Below are 12,805 nucleotides of genomic sequence, written 5' to 3'. Positions count from 1 at the left end.
TTTCGAAGAAGGGGAGGAGGGACTACTGCTGGGGCGCGGGGGTGTTCGCGGCCCGCCTGTGCCGTCGTTCGACGACCGTGGCGATGACCCGTGGGGTCAGGACGGAGGCCACGAGCAGCAGCCCGGTCACGATGACCTGCACCTCGTTGGCGATGTCGTTGAGCGTGAGCAGGTTCTTCAGCAGGCCGATCAGCAGGACACCGGCGACCGCGCCGAAGAGCGTGCCCCTGCCGCCGTCGAAGTCGATGCCGCCGAGCAGGACGGACGCGATCACGAGCATCTCGAAGCCGAGTCCGTTGTCCGCCCGGGCACTTCCGTACCGGAGGGTGAAGACGACACCCGCGAAGGCGGAGAACAGCCCGGTCACCACGAAGAGCAGCAGCTTGATCCGCTTGACCCGGATGCCCGCGAAGTACGCGGCCTCCTCCTGGGCGCCGATCGCGAAGAGCGACCGGCCGAGCCCGGTGGCGTGCAGTACCACCGCCGTGATCGCGGCCAGGACGATGAAGAGCAGCACCGGATAGGTGAGGAAGGTGCCCGGGACGGTCGTCGTGTCGACGGCCCAGTCCGCGTAGACCTGCGGGAAGTCCGTCACCGCGTCGCTGCCGAGGGCCACCGATGCCAGACCTCGGTAGAGCGCCAGGGTGCCGATCGTGACGGCCAGGGACGGCAGCCCCACCTTGGTGACCAGCCAGCCGTTGAGGAGGCCGCCGGCGACGCCCACCAGGAGCACCACCGGCACGATCGTCTCGAAGGCCCAGCCCGCCTCCCACAGGGCGCCGGTCAGCGCGCTGCCCAGGCCCAGCATGGAGGCGACGGACAGGTCGACCTGTCCGGCGACGACCAGAAGGGTCATCGGCAGGGCGATGAGGGCGACCTCGGCGATGTCGTTGAAGGCGAACGCGAGGTTCTCGGCCGAACCGAACCCCTCCGTGCTGCCCAGCCCGACGACGAGGACCGCGACCAGCAGGACACCGACCGCGGTGTCCCAGCGCAGCGCCAGGCTGCGCACGAGAGAGGGTTTCGTCACGGCCCGCGGTGCGGGAGCCGTCTTCGTGTCAGGCGCCGTGGTCATGACGGGCGTTCCTCTTCCTCAGTGCGGCGGTCATCCGCAGGTTCACGATCCGGTCGACACTGATGGCCAGCAGGAGGAGAGCACCGGTGATGGCGCCCTGCCAGAAGGAGTCCACCTTGAGCACGACCAGGACGCTGCCGATGGTGGTGAGCAGCAGGGCGCCGAGCGCGGCGCCCCAGACGGTGCCGGTGCCGCCGGTGATCGCGACACCGCCGACGACGACGGCGCTGACGACGGTCAGCTCCCAGCCGTGCGCGTTGTCCGCGACGACGGTGCCGAAGCGGGCCAGCCACAGGGCACCGGCGAAGCCCGCGACGGCTCCGGAGAAGGCGTAGGCGGCGAGCACCCGGCGGCGGATCGGGATACCGGCGAGACGGGCGGCCTCGGGGCTCGACCCGATGGCGTACAGCTCACGGCCCGAGCGGTAGCCGCGCAGGAAGTACGCCGTCGCCGCGAGCAGGACGAGCGCGATCAGCGGCAGGTACGGGACGCCCAGCACACTGCCGCTGCCGAGGCCCAGGACCGCGTCCGGCACGTCGGATGCGCTGATCTGCTCGCCCTGCGCCCACCAGTAGTCGACGCCCTGGATGATGTAGAGCATGCCCAGGGTCACCACGAGCGCGGGCACCTTGCCGAAGCTGACGAGGGCGCCCGAGACCAGCCCGCAGGCGATCCCGATGGCGATGCCGAGCAGCATCACCGTCAGCACACCGTGGTCGCTCCCGGCGACGAACTTGCCGCAGGCGAAGGCGGACAGCCCGACGACGGAGCCGACGGACAGGTCGATGTTGCGCGTGATCACGACGGCGGACTGGCCGACCGCGAGCAGCACCAGGATCGACGCGTTGAGCAGCAGGTCCTTGATGCCCTGGTCGGACAGGAAGCGCGGATTGGCCAGGTAGGTGCCGAGGATCAGCAGGACCAGCGCCCCGGCGATGGAGATCTCGCGCGCCCGGAAGACCGCGTCCACGAGCGAGGAGGCACTCCGCTCCGGCGTCTTCGCCGTGTCCGGGGGGCTCTCGATGGTCGTGGTCATGCCGCTGCCCTCTCGTTGCGTCCGGTGGCCGCGGCCATGACCGACTCCTCGGTGGCGCTCCCGCGCGGGATCTCGGCGACGAGCCGTCCCTCGTGCATCACCAGCACCCGGTCGGCCATGCCGATGACCTCGGGGAGGTCGGAGGAGATCATCAGTACGGCGAGGCCGTCCGCCGCGAGCGAGGAGAGCAGCCGGTGGACCTCGGCCTTGGTGCCGACGTCGATCCCGCGGGTCGGTTCGTCGACGATCAGCACGGCGGGTCCGGTCGCCAGCCACTTGGCCAGGACGACCTTCTGCTGGTTGCCGCCGGACAGCACGCCCACGGAGTCGGCCAGCCGGCTGTACTTGAGCTGGAGCCGCACCGCCCAGTCGGCGGCCCGGTCGTGCTCCAGGGCCCGGCTCACGAGCCCGCGCTTGCGGACCTCGGCCAGGCCGGTGAGGCCGATGTTGCGCTCGATCGACATATCCATGACCAGCCCGCGCTGGCGCCGGTCCTCGGGTACGAGCGCGAGCCCGGCGTCCATCGCGGCGGTCGGCGAACCGGGGCGCAGGACCGTGCCCGCCACCCTCACCTCGCCCGCGTCGGCGCGGTCGACGCCGAAGACCGCCTGGGCGACCTCCGTGCGTCCGGCGCCGACGAGTCCGGCGAGGGCGACGATCTCGCCGCGGCGGACGTCGAAGGACACGTCGCGGAAGACGCCCTCGCGGGTCAGCCGGTGCACCGACAGGGCGACCTCGCCGACCTCGGCGTCCTGCTTGGGGTAGAGGTCGTCGAGGTCGCGGCCGACCATCCTGCGCACCAGGTCGTCCTCGGTGAGGCCTTCGAGCGGCTCGGAGGAGATCCACCGGCCGTCGCGCAGGGTCGTGACGCGCTGGCACAGCTCGAAGATCTCGTCCAGGCGGTGCGATATGAACAGCACCGCGGCGCCCTCGGAGCGCAGCGTCCGGACGACCGAGAAGAGCCTGGCGGTCTCGCTGCCGGTCAGGGCGGCCGTGGGTTCGTCCATGATCAGGACGCGGGCGTCGAAGGAGAGCGCCTTGGCGATCTCGACGATCTGCTGGTCGGCGATCGAGAGTCCGCGCGCGGGCCGGTCCGGTGCCAGGTCGACGCCGAGCCTGCGCATCAGCGCGGCCGTCGTCGCGTGCACGGCCTTGCGGTCGATCCGGCCCAGGGACCGCCGGGGCTGACGGCCCATGAAGATGTTCTCGGCGATCGACAGGTCGGGGAAGAGCGTCGGTTCCTGGTAGATCACTGCGATGCCGGCGTCCCGTGCGTCCGCCGGGCCGTGGAAGACGACGGGCTTCCCGTCGAGGAGCACCTCGCCGCCGTCCGGACGGTGCACTCCGGCGAGGGCCTTGATCAGGGTCGACTTCCCGGCGCCGTTCTCACCCGCGAGTGCGTGCGCCTCGCCGGGGAACAGTTGCAGGGACACGTCCTGCAGGGCTCGTACGGCACCGAAGGACTTGCTCACGCCCTTGAGGGCCAGGACCGGGGCCGGGTCCGGGGCGGACTGGTTCATGGGAGCTCCTCAGCGGTGGGACTGTTCCGCTCCACTCGCCGTGAAAGGTTTCAATGAGGTTGCTCGGAAGCTAAACGGGGATTGCGGGCGCAGTCAATGGGTTGATGGCGAGAAGTTCCAGGAAGGGAGGCGATGTACGACCTGGACGGGGGGCATGGGTGGGCGCCCTTGACAGTGTTCGGGGTGGGCCACTATCTTTCCGCCGCTTGAATCGATTCACGTAACGGTCGCGCATCGCTCCACTCACCACGTGCGCACCAGGTGCCCCGGCTCACGGACCGGGAGTGGGCCCGGGGGCTGCCGGGTGGTCCGGGCCGAGGAGGACGGCGAGTCCGGCCCGGCCGGGTACCGGCTCCGGGACCCGGTACCAGCCCGCGCGCCGGTAGAAGCGCAGCGTCGCCTCGGCGTGCGCGTACGTGAGCAGCCAGCACCGTCCGTCCGGGGCGGCCCCGGTGACCGCCGACAGCAGCGCCGCGCCGAGCCCGGTGCCGCGTGCGGCCGGGGCGACCGCCAGTTCGTCCACCTCCACCGCTCCGCACAGCCACGCCTCGACGCGGCCGGGGCCCAGGGCCTCGGCGACATGCCCGTAGCTACGGTCGGAGGGAAAGGTGCCCGGGGTGGTCCAGGCGGTCGCGAAGCCGCTCACCGCACCCTCGTCGAGGGCCAGTGCGGCGGTGAACCCGGGGCGTCCGGCGTCGGAGGCGAGCCGCTCCACGTACCGCGCGCCCCCCGAGGGGTCCTCGTTCCACGGCGGCGCCGAGAACACCTCGGCATAGACCTGCCGGATCCCGTCGGCGTACTCCGGAAGGCTCCCGCCCTCGACCAGCCGGACCCGCATGACCGCACCACTCCCCGCCCCTGGACCGTTCCGGAAAGGATAGGGCGCACGCATGTGGCGTGGAGGTGTGCCTGCCCGGGGCGCGAGCGCCGACGCCCCGCGGTCCCGGGGCCTGCGACGGGGCGGTGGACGGGAGCGCCGATACCCCTCGGCACCCGGGTCCTGCGACGGGCGCGGCGGGCGGGACCGTCCCGGTGCCGGACGGAGGGGGCGCCACCGCCCCGCGTCCCGGTGCCGGACGGAGGGGGCCCCACCGCCCCGCGTCCCGGTCAGCGCATCCGCGTCACGTCCGTGGCCCCCGGCGGGAGCGGCCCGCGCCGCTGCCACTCCTGTGCCAGCTCGGTCGGGAACCGGCGCCCGCTGCGGGCCAGCACCACCCCTTCCACCAGCAGGAGTTCGTCCCCGCCGCCGAAGCGCTCCTCCGCCGTGCCCAGTCCGCACCAGCGGCCGGGACCGCCGCGGCCCGCCGCGGAGCGCCGGCGGGTGGTGCCGTAGCTGCTCCGGTCCAGGACGTGGACGAGGCCGTCGCTGATCCGCAGGGTCAGATGGACGCGGCTCAGGCCGGTGGTCCGCTCGGGAGGGACCAGGCCGTGGAGCGCGATGCCGCCCGGCCCGGGTGCCCGGCCGACCGGCACCGTGGTGCCGTTCTCCAGGGTGAACCTGGCCCTCAGCTCCCCGTCCAGCAGCAGCTTCAGCTGGACCGTCGCCGTGCGAGGGCCGTCGTCGACGAGGACGCCGCCGTGCAGCTCGCAGGTGGGGGCGGCCCGGCGCATCCGGGGGAGCAGGGCCGCGGAGCCCTTGGTGGTGTCGTACAGGGTGCAGCGCCGGTCCGCGCACCGCCAGTTGCGCGACACCACGTCGAAGCGGGGCCGGCGGTGGGTGTCCAGCAGCCCCTGCTTCTTGAGGGCGTCCTCCTCCAGCTTCATGGAGATGGCCGAGGCGTGCGCGACGCCCATGTCGACGGGGGCGAGGCGCACGGTGCCGCCCGGGCCCGGGAGCGGCTCCAGGAAGTCGTCCGTGTTGCCCTGGAGCCAGGGGCGTTCGCCGCGTGCGCCACGGAAGCGGTCGCCGGTGATCACCGGGATGCCCGTCAGCTCGCAGAGCTCCAGCAGCCGGTCGTCCGCGTCGGGCAGCTCCTCGACCAGGCCGCGCCGGACCCAGCTGCCGAGCTGCCGGATGTCGCCCAGGTCGCTGAACTCCCGGCGCCCGCCGTGCCGCAGACTCCGGTCGGCCACCAGGTAGAGCTTGACCTCCGGATCGCGGGCCAGTGACTTCGCGGCGTCCGCGAGCAGGCGCAGCCGTCGCAGGGACCGCGCGCCGGGAGCCCCGAGCCGCTGGTCGCGCACCACGTTGGACAGATCCACGAGGAAGCAGGCCTCGTTGAAGTCCGTGGTCAAGTGGTTGTCCATCGGATCACCCTCCGCCCGGCCGGACGCTACTCGTCGATCTTCCAGAGGGTCACCTGCGTCACGAAGTCCGGCAGCTCGTTGGCCAGGTCGCCCTTGACCGAGTTCGGAAGGACGTCGGTGACCTCCAGCATCGCGAGAGCGCCCTCCGCCGTCACCGTGCAGAGGATCGTGCCCTTTCCGATGATCTCGCCGGCCTGCAGGTCCTCCGACAGGATGCTCGACGGCAGGGTGTCGGTATCGGCACCGTCCCGGCACTCCTGCGGGCTCGTGCCCTTGCTCCTGCCCATGGGGGTGAGGAACTTCAGGTCGTCGTTGGACCAGTCCTGGTACGTCATCTCCAGGTCCTCGACCTCACCGATCATGCCGTTCGGGAACAGCTTCGGCGCGTCCAGGTCGATATGGGTGCCGGTGCCGTAGGAGGGCGCCCGGATCGTCAGCGGTTTGTCCGCGAAGACCTCGGTGTACGTCGCCTTCGCCTCCGGCGCGGAGGAACCGTCCGGCTCCCCGCCGGCGGCCCCGTCCTCCTTCGGGGAGGCCGGACCACCTCCCGTCTGCGACGACTTGTGCGGCCCGGCCGCGTCACCGGTGCCGCCGTCGTCGGGGCGCGCGATCATCCAGGTCACCGTGACGACGAGGACGAGGGCGACCACCGCGCCGGCCGCGAGCAGGGCGGGCGGCACGCGACGGGCCGGAGCCGTGGGCCGCGTGGGTCCGGGCGGTGCCGTGGCGGGGGGCCGGGGCGCGGTGCCCGGCGCGGTCGGCGTCCAGGTGCCCGACGGTGCGGGCTGCCCGGCGGCCGGGCCGGAGCCGGGCGGCACCGTGGCACCCCCGCCGGTCCCCGCCGTTCCCGTGGCGGGAGCGGGCGGCTGCTGCCTGGACGCCTGCTCCCGGCGTGCGATCTCCGCGGTGAGGGCGGGCGGCAGCCAGCCGCCGAAGTCGCGCAGCGACCGGCCCGCCGCACGCTCGCACAGCTGGGCCAGCTCGGCCGGGGTGACGCGGTCCTCGGGAGCGGCGGTGAGGCAGCGCTCCAGGAGAGGGCGCAGCGGCTCCGGGTAACCGTCCAGCAGGGGCGGCCGGTGGGAGGTGTTGGCTATCTGGGCGGCGATGGTGATGGCACCGCCCTCCCCGTACGGGTGGCGTCCCGTGGCGGCGAGGGCCGCGATCAGGCCGAGCGAGAAGACGTCGGTGGCGGGGCCGACGGCGTCGCCGAGCGCGTGCTCCGGCGACATGAACTGCGGGGTGCCGATGAGGCCGCCGCTGCGGGTGAGCTGGGTGGCGTCGGCGGCGCGGGCGATGCCGAAGTCGATGACGCAGGGACCCGCCGGGCCGAGCAGGATGTTGCCGGGCTTGAGGTCCCGGTGCACGACTCCGGCGGAGTGGATCGCGGCCAGGGCCTGTGCGGTGCAGCCGACGAGCTGGAACACCGCCGGGAGCGGCAGCGGTCCGTACGTCTCCAGCGCGGTGTGGAGCGCCACTCCGGGGACGTAGGCGGAAGCCAGCCAGGGCGACGGTCCCGAGGTGTCGTGGTCGACCACGGGGACGAGGTGGTACCCCTGCACCCGGCGGGCGGCCTGCACCTCCTGTTCGAACCGGCGGCGGAATTCGGGATCGTCCCCGAACTCCTGCCGGATGAGCTTCAGTGCCACGGCCTGCCCGCCCCGTGTGTGCGACAGGTAGACGGTGCCCATCCCTCCCTCGCCGATGCGGGCGAGGAGCCGGTATCCGGCGGTCTCGCGCGGATCCTGGGGGCCGAGAGGTCTGAAGATGTCGCCGCCGGTGCTGATGGGGAGCCTCCCCTGCTCGTCCATGCCAAAAATGCCCGAACGGAGCCTACGACAGCTAATGACCTGTCAAATCACTTCTTGGGAAAGTGAGTTCGTACTTTCAGCGCGTCCTGGGAGGTTCCGGCCGATGCGGGAAAAGATGTGCCGTGAACCAGTCCTGGGCGAGATCCGCGACCCGGTCCAGGGCGCCCGGTTCCTCGAACAGATGCGTGGCGCCCGGGACGGTCTCCAGCCGGTTCTCGCAGTGCAGCGCCGCCTGGGCCTGGCGGTTGAGGCCGATCACCGTGGTGTCGTCGCCGCCCACGATGAGCAGGGTGGGTGCCCGCACTCCGGACAGGTCGGCGCCGGCCAGGTCGGGACGCCCGCCCCGGGAGACCACGGCGCCGACGCCCGAGTCCGTCGCCGCGGCGGCCCTCAGCGCGGCGGCCGCCCCCGTACTCGCCCCGAAGGAACCGACGGGCAGGGCGACACGCGTCCTCAGCCAGCGGGTGGTGTCCGCCAGTCGCCCGGCCAGCAGCCCGATGTCGAAGACGTTGGCGCGGTAGACCTCCTCGCCCGGCGTGAGCAGGTCGAAGAGCAGGGTGCCGAGGCCGGCGCGGTTCAGGGCCGCCGCCACGGAGCGGTTGCGCGGGCTGTGGCGGCTGCTGCCCGAGCCGTGGGCGAACACCACCACGGCGCCCGCGTCCGCGGGCAGCGCGAGGTCTCCGGCGAGCGGTACCCCGCCGGCGTCCACCTCGACCTCCTCCGCCGTGACGGTGGCGCCCGAGGCCCGCGCCAGCAGGGCGACGACCTCCTCGTCGGAGGTCTGGGAGAAGTCCCTGTACCACTCGCCCACGGCGGAGAAGAGGCTCGGCGTGGAGAGGCACACGACCTCGTCGACGTCCTCGCGCAGCCGGGCGGCGGCGTCCGGCGACGCCACCGGCACGGCCAGCACGACGTACGCGGCGCCCTGCGCCCGCACCACCTGGCACGCGGCCCTCGCCGTCGCCCCGGTGGCGACGCCGTCGTCCACCACGACGACCGCCCGGCCCGTCAACGGCAGACGGGGCCGGCCCTCCCGGTACGTCCCGGCCCGCCGCAGGAGCTCCGCCTCCTCGGCGCGCTCGACGGACACGAGATCCTTCTCCCGGATCCCGGCGTGGCGGACGATCTCGTCGCTGATGACCCGTACCCCGCCCTCGCCGATGGCGCCGAACCCGAGCTCCGGGTGGTACGGCACCCCGAGCTTGCGGACCACGATCACATCGAGCGGGGCGCCGAGCTCCCGCGCCACCTCGTAGGCCACCGGAACCCCGCCGCGCGGCAGTCCCAGGACGACGGGGTCGCGCCGCCCCAGGTTCCGCAGTGCCACGGCGAGCCGGCGCCCGGCATCCGTGCGGTCGGTGAACAGCACGGTGGTTCACCTCCAAGGGGGAGCGGAACACACGCGGGCGTCCCCGCGGAACGCGCGCGCTCGTCCCTGCGGAACAGAGGCCGCATCCCCACCTTCGAAACAATCCCATTTGCGCGGGTTCGGCAAGTCGGGGACGGTCGGTCGTATGGAGCGAACCGGCGCGGTCCTGATCGACATCGACGGCGTGCTCACGGTGTCGTGGGAGCCGCTTCCCGGCGCCGTCGAAGCCATGGAGCGGCTGCGGGCCGAGGACGTCCCGCTGGCGCTGGTCACCAACACCACCTCACGGACGCGGGACCGGATCGCCCGGAGGCTCACGGACGCGGGCTTTCCCGTCGGCCCCGACGACATCCTCACCGCGCCGGCCGTCACCGCCGCCCACCTGCGGGAGCACCATCCCGGGGCCCGGTGCCTGCTGATCAACACCGGTGACGTGCGCGGCGATCTGTCCGGGGTGACCCTGGTCGAGGAGGAGGACGCCGAGGGAGCCGTGCCCGACGTGGTCGTACTCGGCGGGGCGGGGGCCGCCTTCACGTACGCGGCGCTCAACCGCGCCTTCCGGAATGTGCGGCAGGGCGCGGCCCTCGTCGCCATGCACCGAAACCTGTACTGGCGCACCGCCGACGGGCTCGACCTCGACACGGGGGCGTTCCTCCTCGGCCTGGAGCGAGCGGCGCGCACGGAGGCCGTCGTCATGGGGAAGCCGTCCGGCGCCTTCTTCGCCGCGGCGCTGGCCCACCTCGGAGCGGACCCTGGCCGGACGCTGATGGTGGGCGACGACATCGAGACGGATGTGCTGGCCGCCCAGCGCCACGGCATCACCGGGGCGCTGGTCAGAACCGGCAAGTACCGGCCGGAGACCCACGCGGCGGCCGACGGCACCCCGGACCACGTGGTGGACTCGTTCGCGGACGTGCCCGCATTGCTGGAGCGACTGGGCCGGCTGGAGCGCTGACGCGGGACGGACCGACGGGCCTGCCGCCGTTCCGGCTGTGACCGCCTTCGGGTCGGACCGCGTCCGTGCCGTGACCGCCCGACGGGGCCGACGCGGCGGCCCCGTCAGTCCGCGACGTCCACTCCGTAACCACGGGCGAGGGCGCCGAGGCCGTAGTCGTACCCCTGGCCGACGGTACGCAGCCGCCATCGCGGCCCGCGGCCGCAGCCGGGGTCGAGAAGGGTCGAGAACTCGCCGGTCTGCTCGCCGTCGGGGCCGAGAGTCACCACGGCGACCGAAAGCACCCTGTCCCGGCGCGCCACCAGGCCGGAGGTCTCGACGTCCACCACCGCCCAGTCGAAGGCGTCATCACGCACACCGGACGGATCGAGCGCAGAGGAAGCGAGAGGCATGGCGGTAAGGATGATCGGATATAGGCCTGTCCTTCAACCCGGATGGCCATTCATCCCTCAATGTGCTCCCAGGCGGGCGGATACCGGCGGGAGGTCCCCTCCTGAACTCGCTCTTCGGTCGGGCCTGTTACGAGATGGCCCGGAGCCTGCCGTGCGGCGGCAGACCGCTGAGCCGGGCCACGGTTTCGGCCGTTCCCTCGTCCGCGGGGAGGAAGACGACCAGCTGCTGGGCGTCCGAGGAGAGGTCGAGCGTCTCGCGGAGCAGCCGGAGTTCGCCTCCGTACGGGTGGTTGAGGCGCAGGACCCCACGCCGGGGGACCACATGGCCGTTCAGGCGGCGTGTGAAGTCGGGGCCGGCGACGGGGGCGAGTTCCGCGGTGAACCACTCGGTGTTCTCGACGGCCGGTGCGAGCCACAGGTCGAAGGCCTGCTCGTCGGCGACGTCGTCCCAGTCGGCGAAGAACGTCCGGGCGCGGGGGTCGGTGAAGAGGTAGCGGGTGAGGTTCGGGGCGTCGTTGTCGAGCAGCCCGGTCCCGCTCGTCACCGACTCGTACGCACGGGTGCGGGCGAGGACGTCGCCCAGCCGGTTGGTCACCACGGCGATGCCCGGCTCGATGAGGCGGAGCGTCTCCAGGACCGGCGGCCTGACCTCGCGGGGCGCCGGGGAGGGCAGGGCGTGGGCCGTGCACTCGCCGCCGGTGATCTTCGCGAGATAGCGGAGGTGGCTGCGCTCAGCCGTGTCGAGAACGAGTGCGTCGGCGACCGCGTTCACCACCGCGACCGAGGGGTTGCGGTCCCGTCCCTGCTCCAGACGGGTCAGGTATTCCACGCTGATACCGGCCCGCCCCGCGAGGTCCGAACGCCGTAGCCCCGGTGCCCTGCGGCGTCCGTGGTCCGGCAGCCCCAGCGCATGCGGCTGGATGCTGTCCCGCCTGGCCCGGATGAAGTCTCCCAACGGCGTCCCCATGTTCCGAGCATAGGAGGGCGCACGCGGACGGAGGAGGGCTGAGGGTGGCCCTGCGGGGGCCAGCCTCAGCACGGTCTGGTCGAGGCGGCCGGGCGGTCCGATCGTGGTGGCCATGGACAATGACACGTACAGACTGGTGGTCCTCGTCGGAAGCGTGCGAGAGGGACGGTTCGGCCCGGTCGTGGCCTCCTGGTTCGCCGAACAGGCGGGAGAGCACGGCGCCTTCGATGTTGAGGTCGTGGATCTGGCCGACATCGACATCCCGTTGGAGCTGCCGGCAGCCTCGCCGAAGTACGCCGGGGACGACTACCCCCGTCCGGCGGGGATGGCGGCGCTGACGTCCGCGCTGGAGGGTGCGGACGCGTTCGTCGTGGTCTCGCCGGAGTACAACCACAGCTATCCGGCGTCGTTGAAGGCAGCGATCGACTGGCACTTCACCCAGTGGACGGCCAAGCCGGTCGCCTTCGTCAGTTACGGCGGGGCGGCAGGCGGCCGGCACGCGGTGCTGCATCTGGAGAACGTGCTGACCGAATTGCACGCCGTGACGATCCGGGACGGTCTCGCCTTCCCGAACTACTACACGGCCTGGGAGGACGGCCGCCCCGTCGACCCGGACGTCCCGGGGTACGCCAAGACGCTGCTCGAACAGCTGGCGTGGTGGGCGGGTGCCCTCAGGGCGGCGAGGGAGGCGAACCCCTACCCCGCCTAGGAACCCGGCTCCGGACCTCCCGGTGCTGCCCGGGGGTCCGGCGCTCCCGCGTGCGCCGCGCTCACCTGCGTCGACGCCCGATGCGGACTTCACGACGCGACCACCGTGATGTCACGAACGTGTCCTGAAGACGATCAAGAGGCAACTCGGGCAACCACACCGGCCGTCTCGGGAGGCAGAAGGCGGCACCGGCGAACAATCGCCCAGCTCGGCCGCCCGCTCCCCACGCAGAGGAAGACCAGCATGCGCACTCGGAAGATCTCGGTACTGACCATGACCGCCGTGGCCCTCAGCCTGGCACTGACGGCATGCAGCAACGACGGTCGCGACAGCGCGTCCCCCTCTGGGAGCAGCTCATCGGTGACGACCTCGAACACCCCGCAGTCCGGAACGGTGGAGGGCAAGTCGTCCGACACGCCCGCGGAGTCCGACACGAAGTGCACGGACCAGATCAACTATGCGGGTGACCCGCGGTCGAACGCCGAGATCAATTCCATCGGTGAGGACACGGGGACGTGTCCGCCGGTGCAGAAGGCCGGCGCGGGGTCGGGTACGCCGAAGGACCCGGAGACGAAGTGCACGGACCAGATCAACTACGCGGGTGACTCGCGGTCGAACGCCGAGATCAACTCCATCGGTGAGGACACGGGGACGTGTCCGCCGGTGCAGAAGGCCGGCGCGGGGTCGGGTACGCCGAAGGACCCGGAGACGAAGTGCACGGACCAGA

General features: G+C 72.3%; 11 protein-coding genes and 1 pseudogene. 3 read left to right on the top strand and 9 right to left on the bottom strand.

Translation table 11 applies throughout. The features are described from left to right. Positions 1 to 22 precede the first annotated feature (22 nt). The 7 genes from ACFUNE_RS01605 to ACFUNE_RS01575 all read right to left on the bottom strand — a co-directional run bounded on the left by ACFUNE_RS01605 (position 23) and on the right by ACFUNE_RS01575 (position 9,055). Complete coding sequence (locus ACFUNE_RS01605) at positions 23 to 1,075, bottom strand: ABC transporter permease (RefSeq protein WP_383561049.1); 1,053 nt, start codon at positions 1,073 to 1,075, stop codon at positions 23 to 25. Next, the gene (locus tag ACFUNE_RS01600; protein ID WP_383561047.1) at positions 1,059 to 2,111 is read right to left on the bottom strand and encodes an ABC transporter permease; all 1,053 of its coding nucleotides are present in this window, start codon (positions 2,109 to 2,111) and stop codon (positions 1,059 to 1,061) included. The genes ACFUNE_RS01605 and ACFUNE_RS01600 overlap by 17 nt, the downstream gene beginning before the upstream one ends. Then, positions 2,108 to 3,631 (bottom strand): sugar ABC transporter ATP-binding protein, encoded by a 1,524-nt coding sequence (locus tag ACFUNE_RS01595; RefSeq protein WP_383561045.1) that lies wholly within the window; start codon positions 3,629 to 3,631, stop codon positions 2,108 to 2,110. Before ACFUNE_RS01595 ends, ACFUNE_RS01600 begins: the two co-directional genes overlap by 4 nt. A gap of 271 nt (positions 3,632 to 3,902) precedes the next feature. Continuing rightward, complete coding sequence (locus ACFUNE_RS01590) at positions 3,903 to 4,469, bottom strand: GNAT family N-acetyltransferase (RefSeq protein ID WP_383561043.1); 567 nt, start codon at positions 4,467 to 4,469, stop codon at positions 3,903 to 3,905. Between the two features lie 269 nt (positions 4,470 to 4,738). Beyond that, a complete protein-coding gene (locus ACFUNE_RS01585) occupies positions 4,739 to 5,878 on the bottom strand; it encodes an FHA domain-containing protein (protein WP_383561041.1) in 1,140 nt (379 codons plus the stop codon). Positions 5,879 to 5,904: 26 nt separating this feature from the next. Then, entirely contained in the window at positions 5,905 to 7,686 is a 1,782-nt protein-coding gene (locus ACFUNE_RS01580; protein WP_383561039.1) for a serine/threonine-protein kinase, read from the bottom strand. Positions 7,687 to 7,762: 76 nt separating this feature from the next. After that, the gene (locus tag ACFUNE_RS01575) at positions 7,763 to 9,055 is read right to left on the bottom strand and encodes a phosphoribosyltransferase family protein (RefSeq protein ID WP_383561037.1); all 1,293 of its coding nucleotides are present in this window, start codon (positions 9,053 to 9,055) and stop codon (positions 7,763 to 7,765) included. 145 nt (positions 9,056 to 9,200) lie between these two features. Between ACFUNE_RS01575 and ACFUNE_RS01570 the strand changes: the two genes are divergently transcribed. After that, positions 9,201 to 10,010, top strand: a complete 810-nt coding sequence (locus ACFUNE_RS01570) for an HAD-IIA family hydrolase (RefSeq protein ID WP_383561035.1) — start codon at positions 9,201 to 9,203, stop codon at positions 10,008 to 10,010. A gap of 191 nt (positions 10,011 to 10,201) precedes the next feature. On the opposite strand, the pseudogene ACFUNE_RS01565 reads toward ACFUNE_RS01570, so the two are convergent. Both ACFUNE_RS01565 and ACFUNE_RS01560 read right to left on the bottom strand, forming a co-directional pair. After that, a pseudogene (locus tag ACFUNE_RS01565) lies at positions 10,202 to 10,402 on the bottom strand (DNA polymerase III); the annotation flags it as partial. Between the two features lie 127 nt (positions 10,403 to 10,529). Beyond that, on the bottom strand, positions 10,530 to 11,369 hold the full coding sequence (locus tag ACFUNE_RS01560; protein ID WP_383561033.1) for a helix-turn-helix domain-containing protein: 840 nt from the start codon (positions 11,367 to 11,369) through the stop codon (positions 10,530 to 10,532). A 112-nt stretch (positions 11,370 to 11,481) separates the two neighbouring features. On the opposite strand from ACFUNE_RS01560, the gene ACFUNE_RS01555 reads away from it, so the two are divergent. Both ACFUNE_RS01555 and ACFUNE_RS01550 read left to right on the top strand, forming a co-directional pair. Then, on the top strand, positions 11,482 to 12,078 hold the full coding sequence (locus ACFUNE_RS01555; protein WP_383561031.1) for an NADPH-dependent FMN reductase: 597 nt from the start codon (positions 11,482 to 11,484) through the stop codon (positions 12,076 to 12,078). Between the two features lie 243 nt (positions 12,079 to 12,321). Further along, the coding region (locus ACFUNE_RS01550; protein ID WP_383561029.1) for a hypothetical protein at positions 12,322 to 12,805 on the top strand (484 nt) is incomplete at its 3' end.

It is taken from the genome of Streptomyces sp. NPDC057287 (assembly GCF_042667905.1).
Classification (GTDB): domain Bacteria; phylum Actinomycetota; class Actinomycetes; order Streptomycetales; family Streptomycetaceae; genus Streptomyces.
Note: the sequence above shows the minus strand (reverse complement) of the source record. Positions and strands in the feature narration are given on the sequence as shown.

Excerpts from the sequence above, each read along its gene's own strand:
- ACFUNE_RS01595 (WP_383561045.1), bottom strand. The coding sequence starts at position 3,631 with ATGAACCAGTCCGCCCCGGACCCGGCCCCGGTCCTGGCCCTCAAGGGC.
- ACFUNE_RS01555 (WP_383561031.1), top strand. The coding sequence starts at position 11,482 with ATGGACAATGACACGTACAGACTGGTGGTCCTCGTCGGAAGCGTGCGA.
- ACFUNE_RS01580 (WP_383561039.1), bottom strand. The coding sequence starts at position 7,686 with ATGGACGAGCAGGGGAGGCTCCCCATCAGCACCGGCGGCGACATCTTC.
- ACFUNE_RS01585 (WP_383561041.1), bottom strand. The coding sequence starts at position 5,878 with ATGGACAACCACTTGACCACGGACTTCAACGAGGCCTGCTTCCTCGTG.
- ACFUNE_RS01570 (WP_383561035.1), top strand. The coding sequence starts at position 9,201 with ATGGAGCGAACCGGCGCGGTCCTGATCGACATCGACGGCGTGCTCACG.
- ACFUNE_RS01600 (WP_383561047.1), bottom strand. The coding sequence starts at position 2,111 with ATGACCACGACCATCGAGAGCCCCCCGGACACGGCGAAGACGCCGGAG.
- ACFUNE_RS01560 (WP_383561033.1), bottom strand. The coding sequence starts at position 11,369 with ATGGGGACGCCGTTGGGAGACTTCATCCGGGCCAGGCGGGACAGCATC.
- ACFUNE_RS01605 (WP_383561049.1), bottom strand. The coding sequence starts at position 1,075 with ATGACCACGGCGCCTGACACGAAGACGGCTCCCGCACCGCGGGCCGTG.
- ACFUNE_RS01590 (WP_383561043.1), bottom strand. The coding sequence starts at position 4,469 with ATGCGGGTCCGGCTGGTCGAGGGCGGGAGCCTTCCGGAGTACGCCGAC.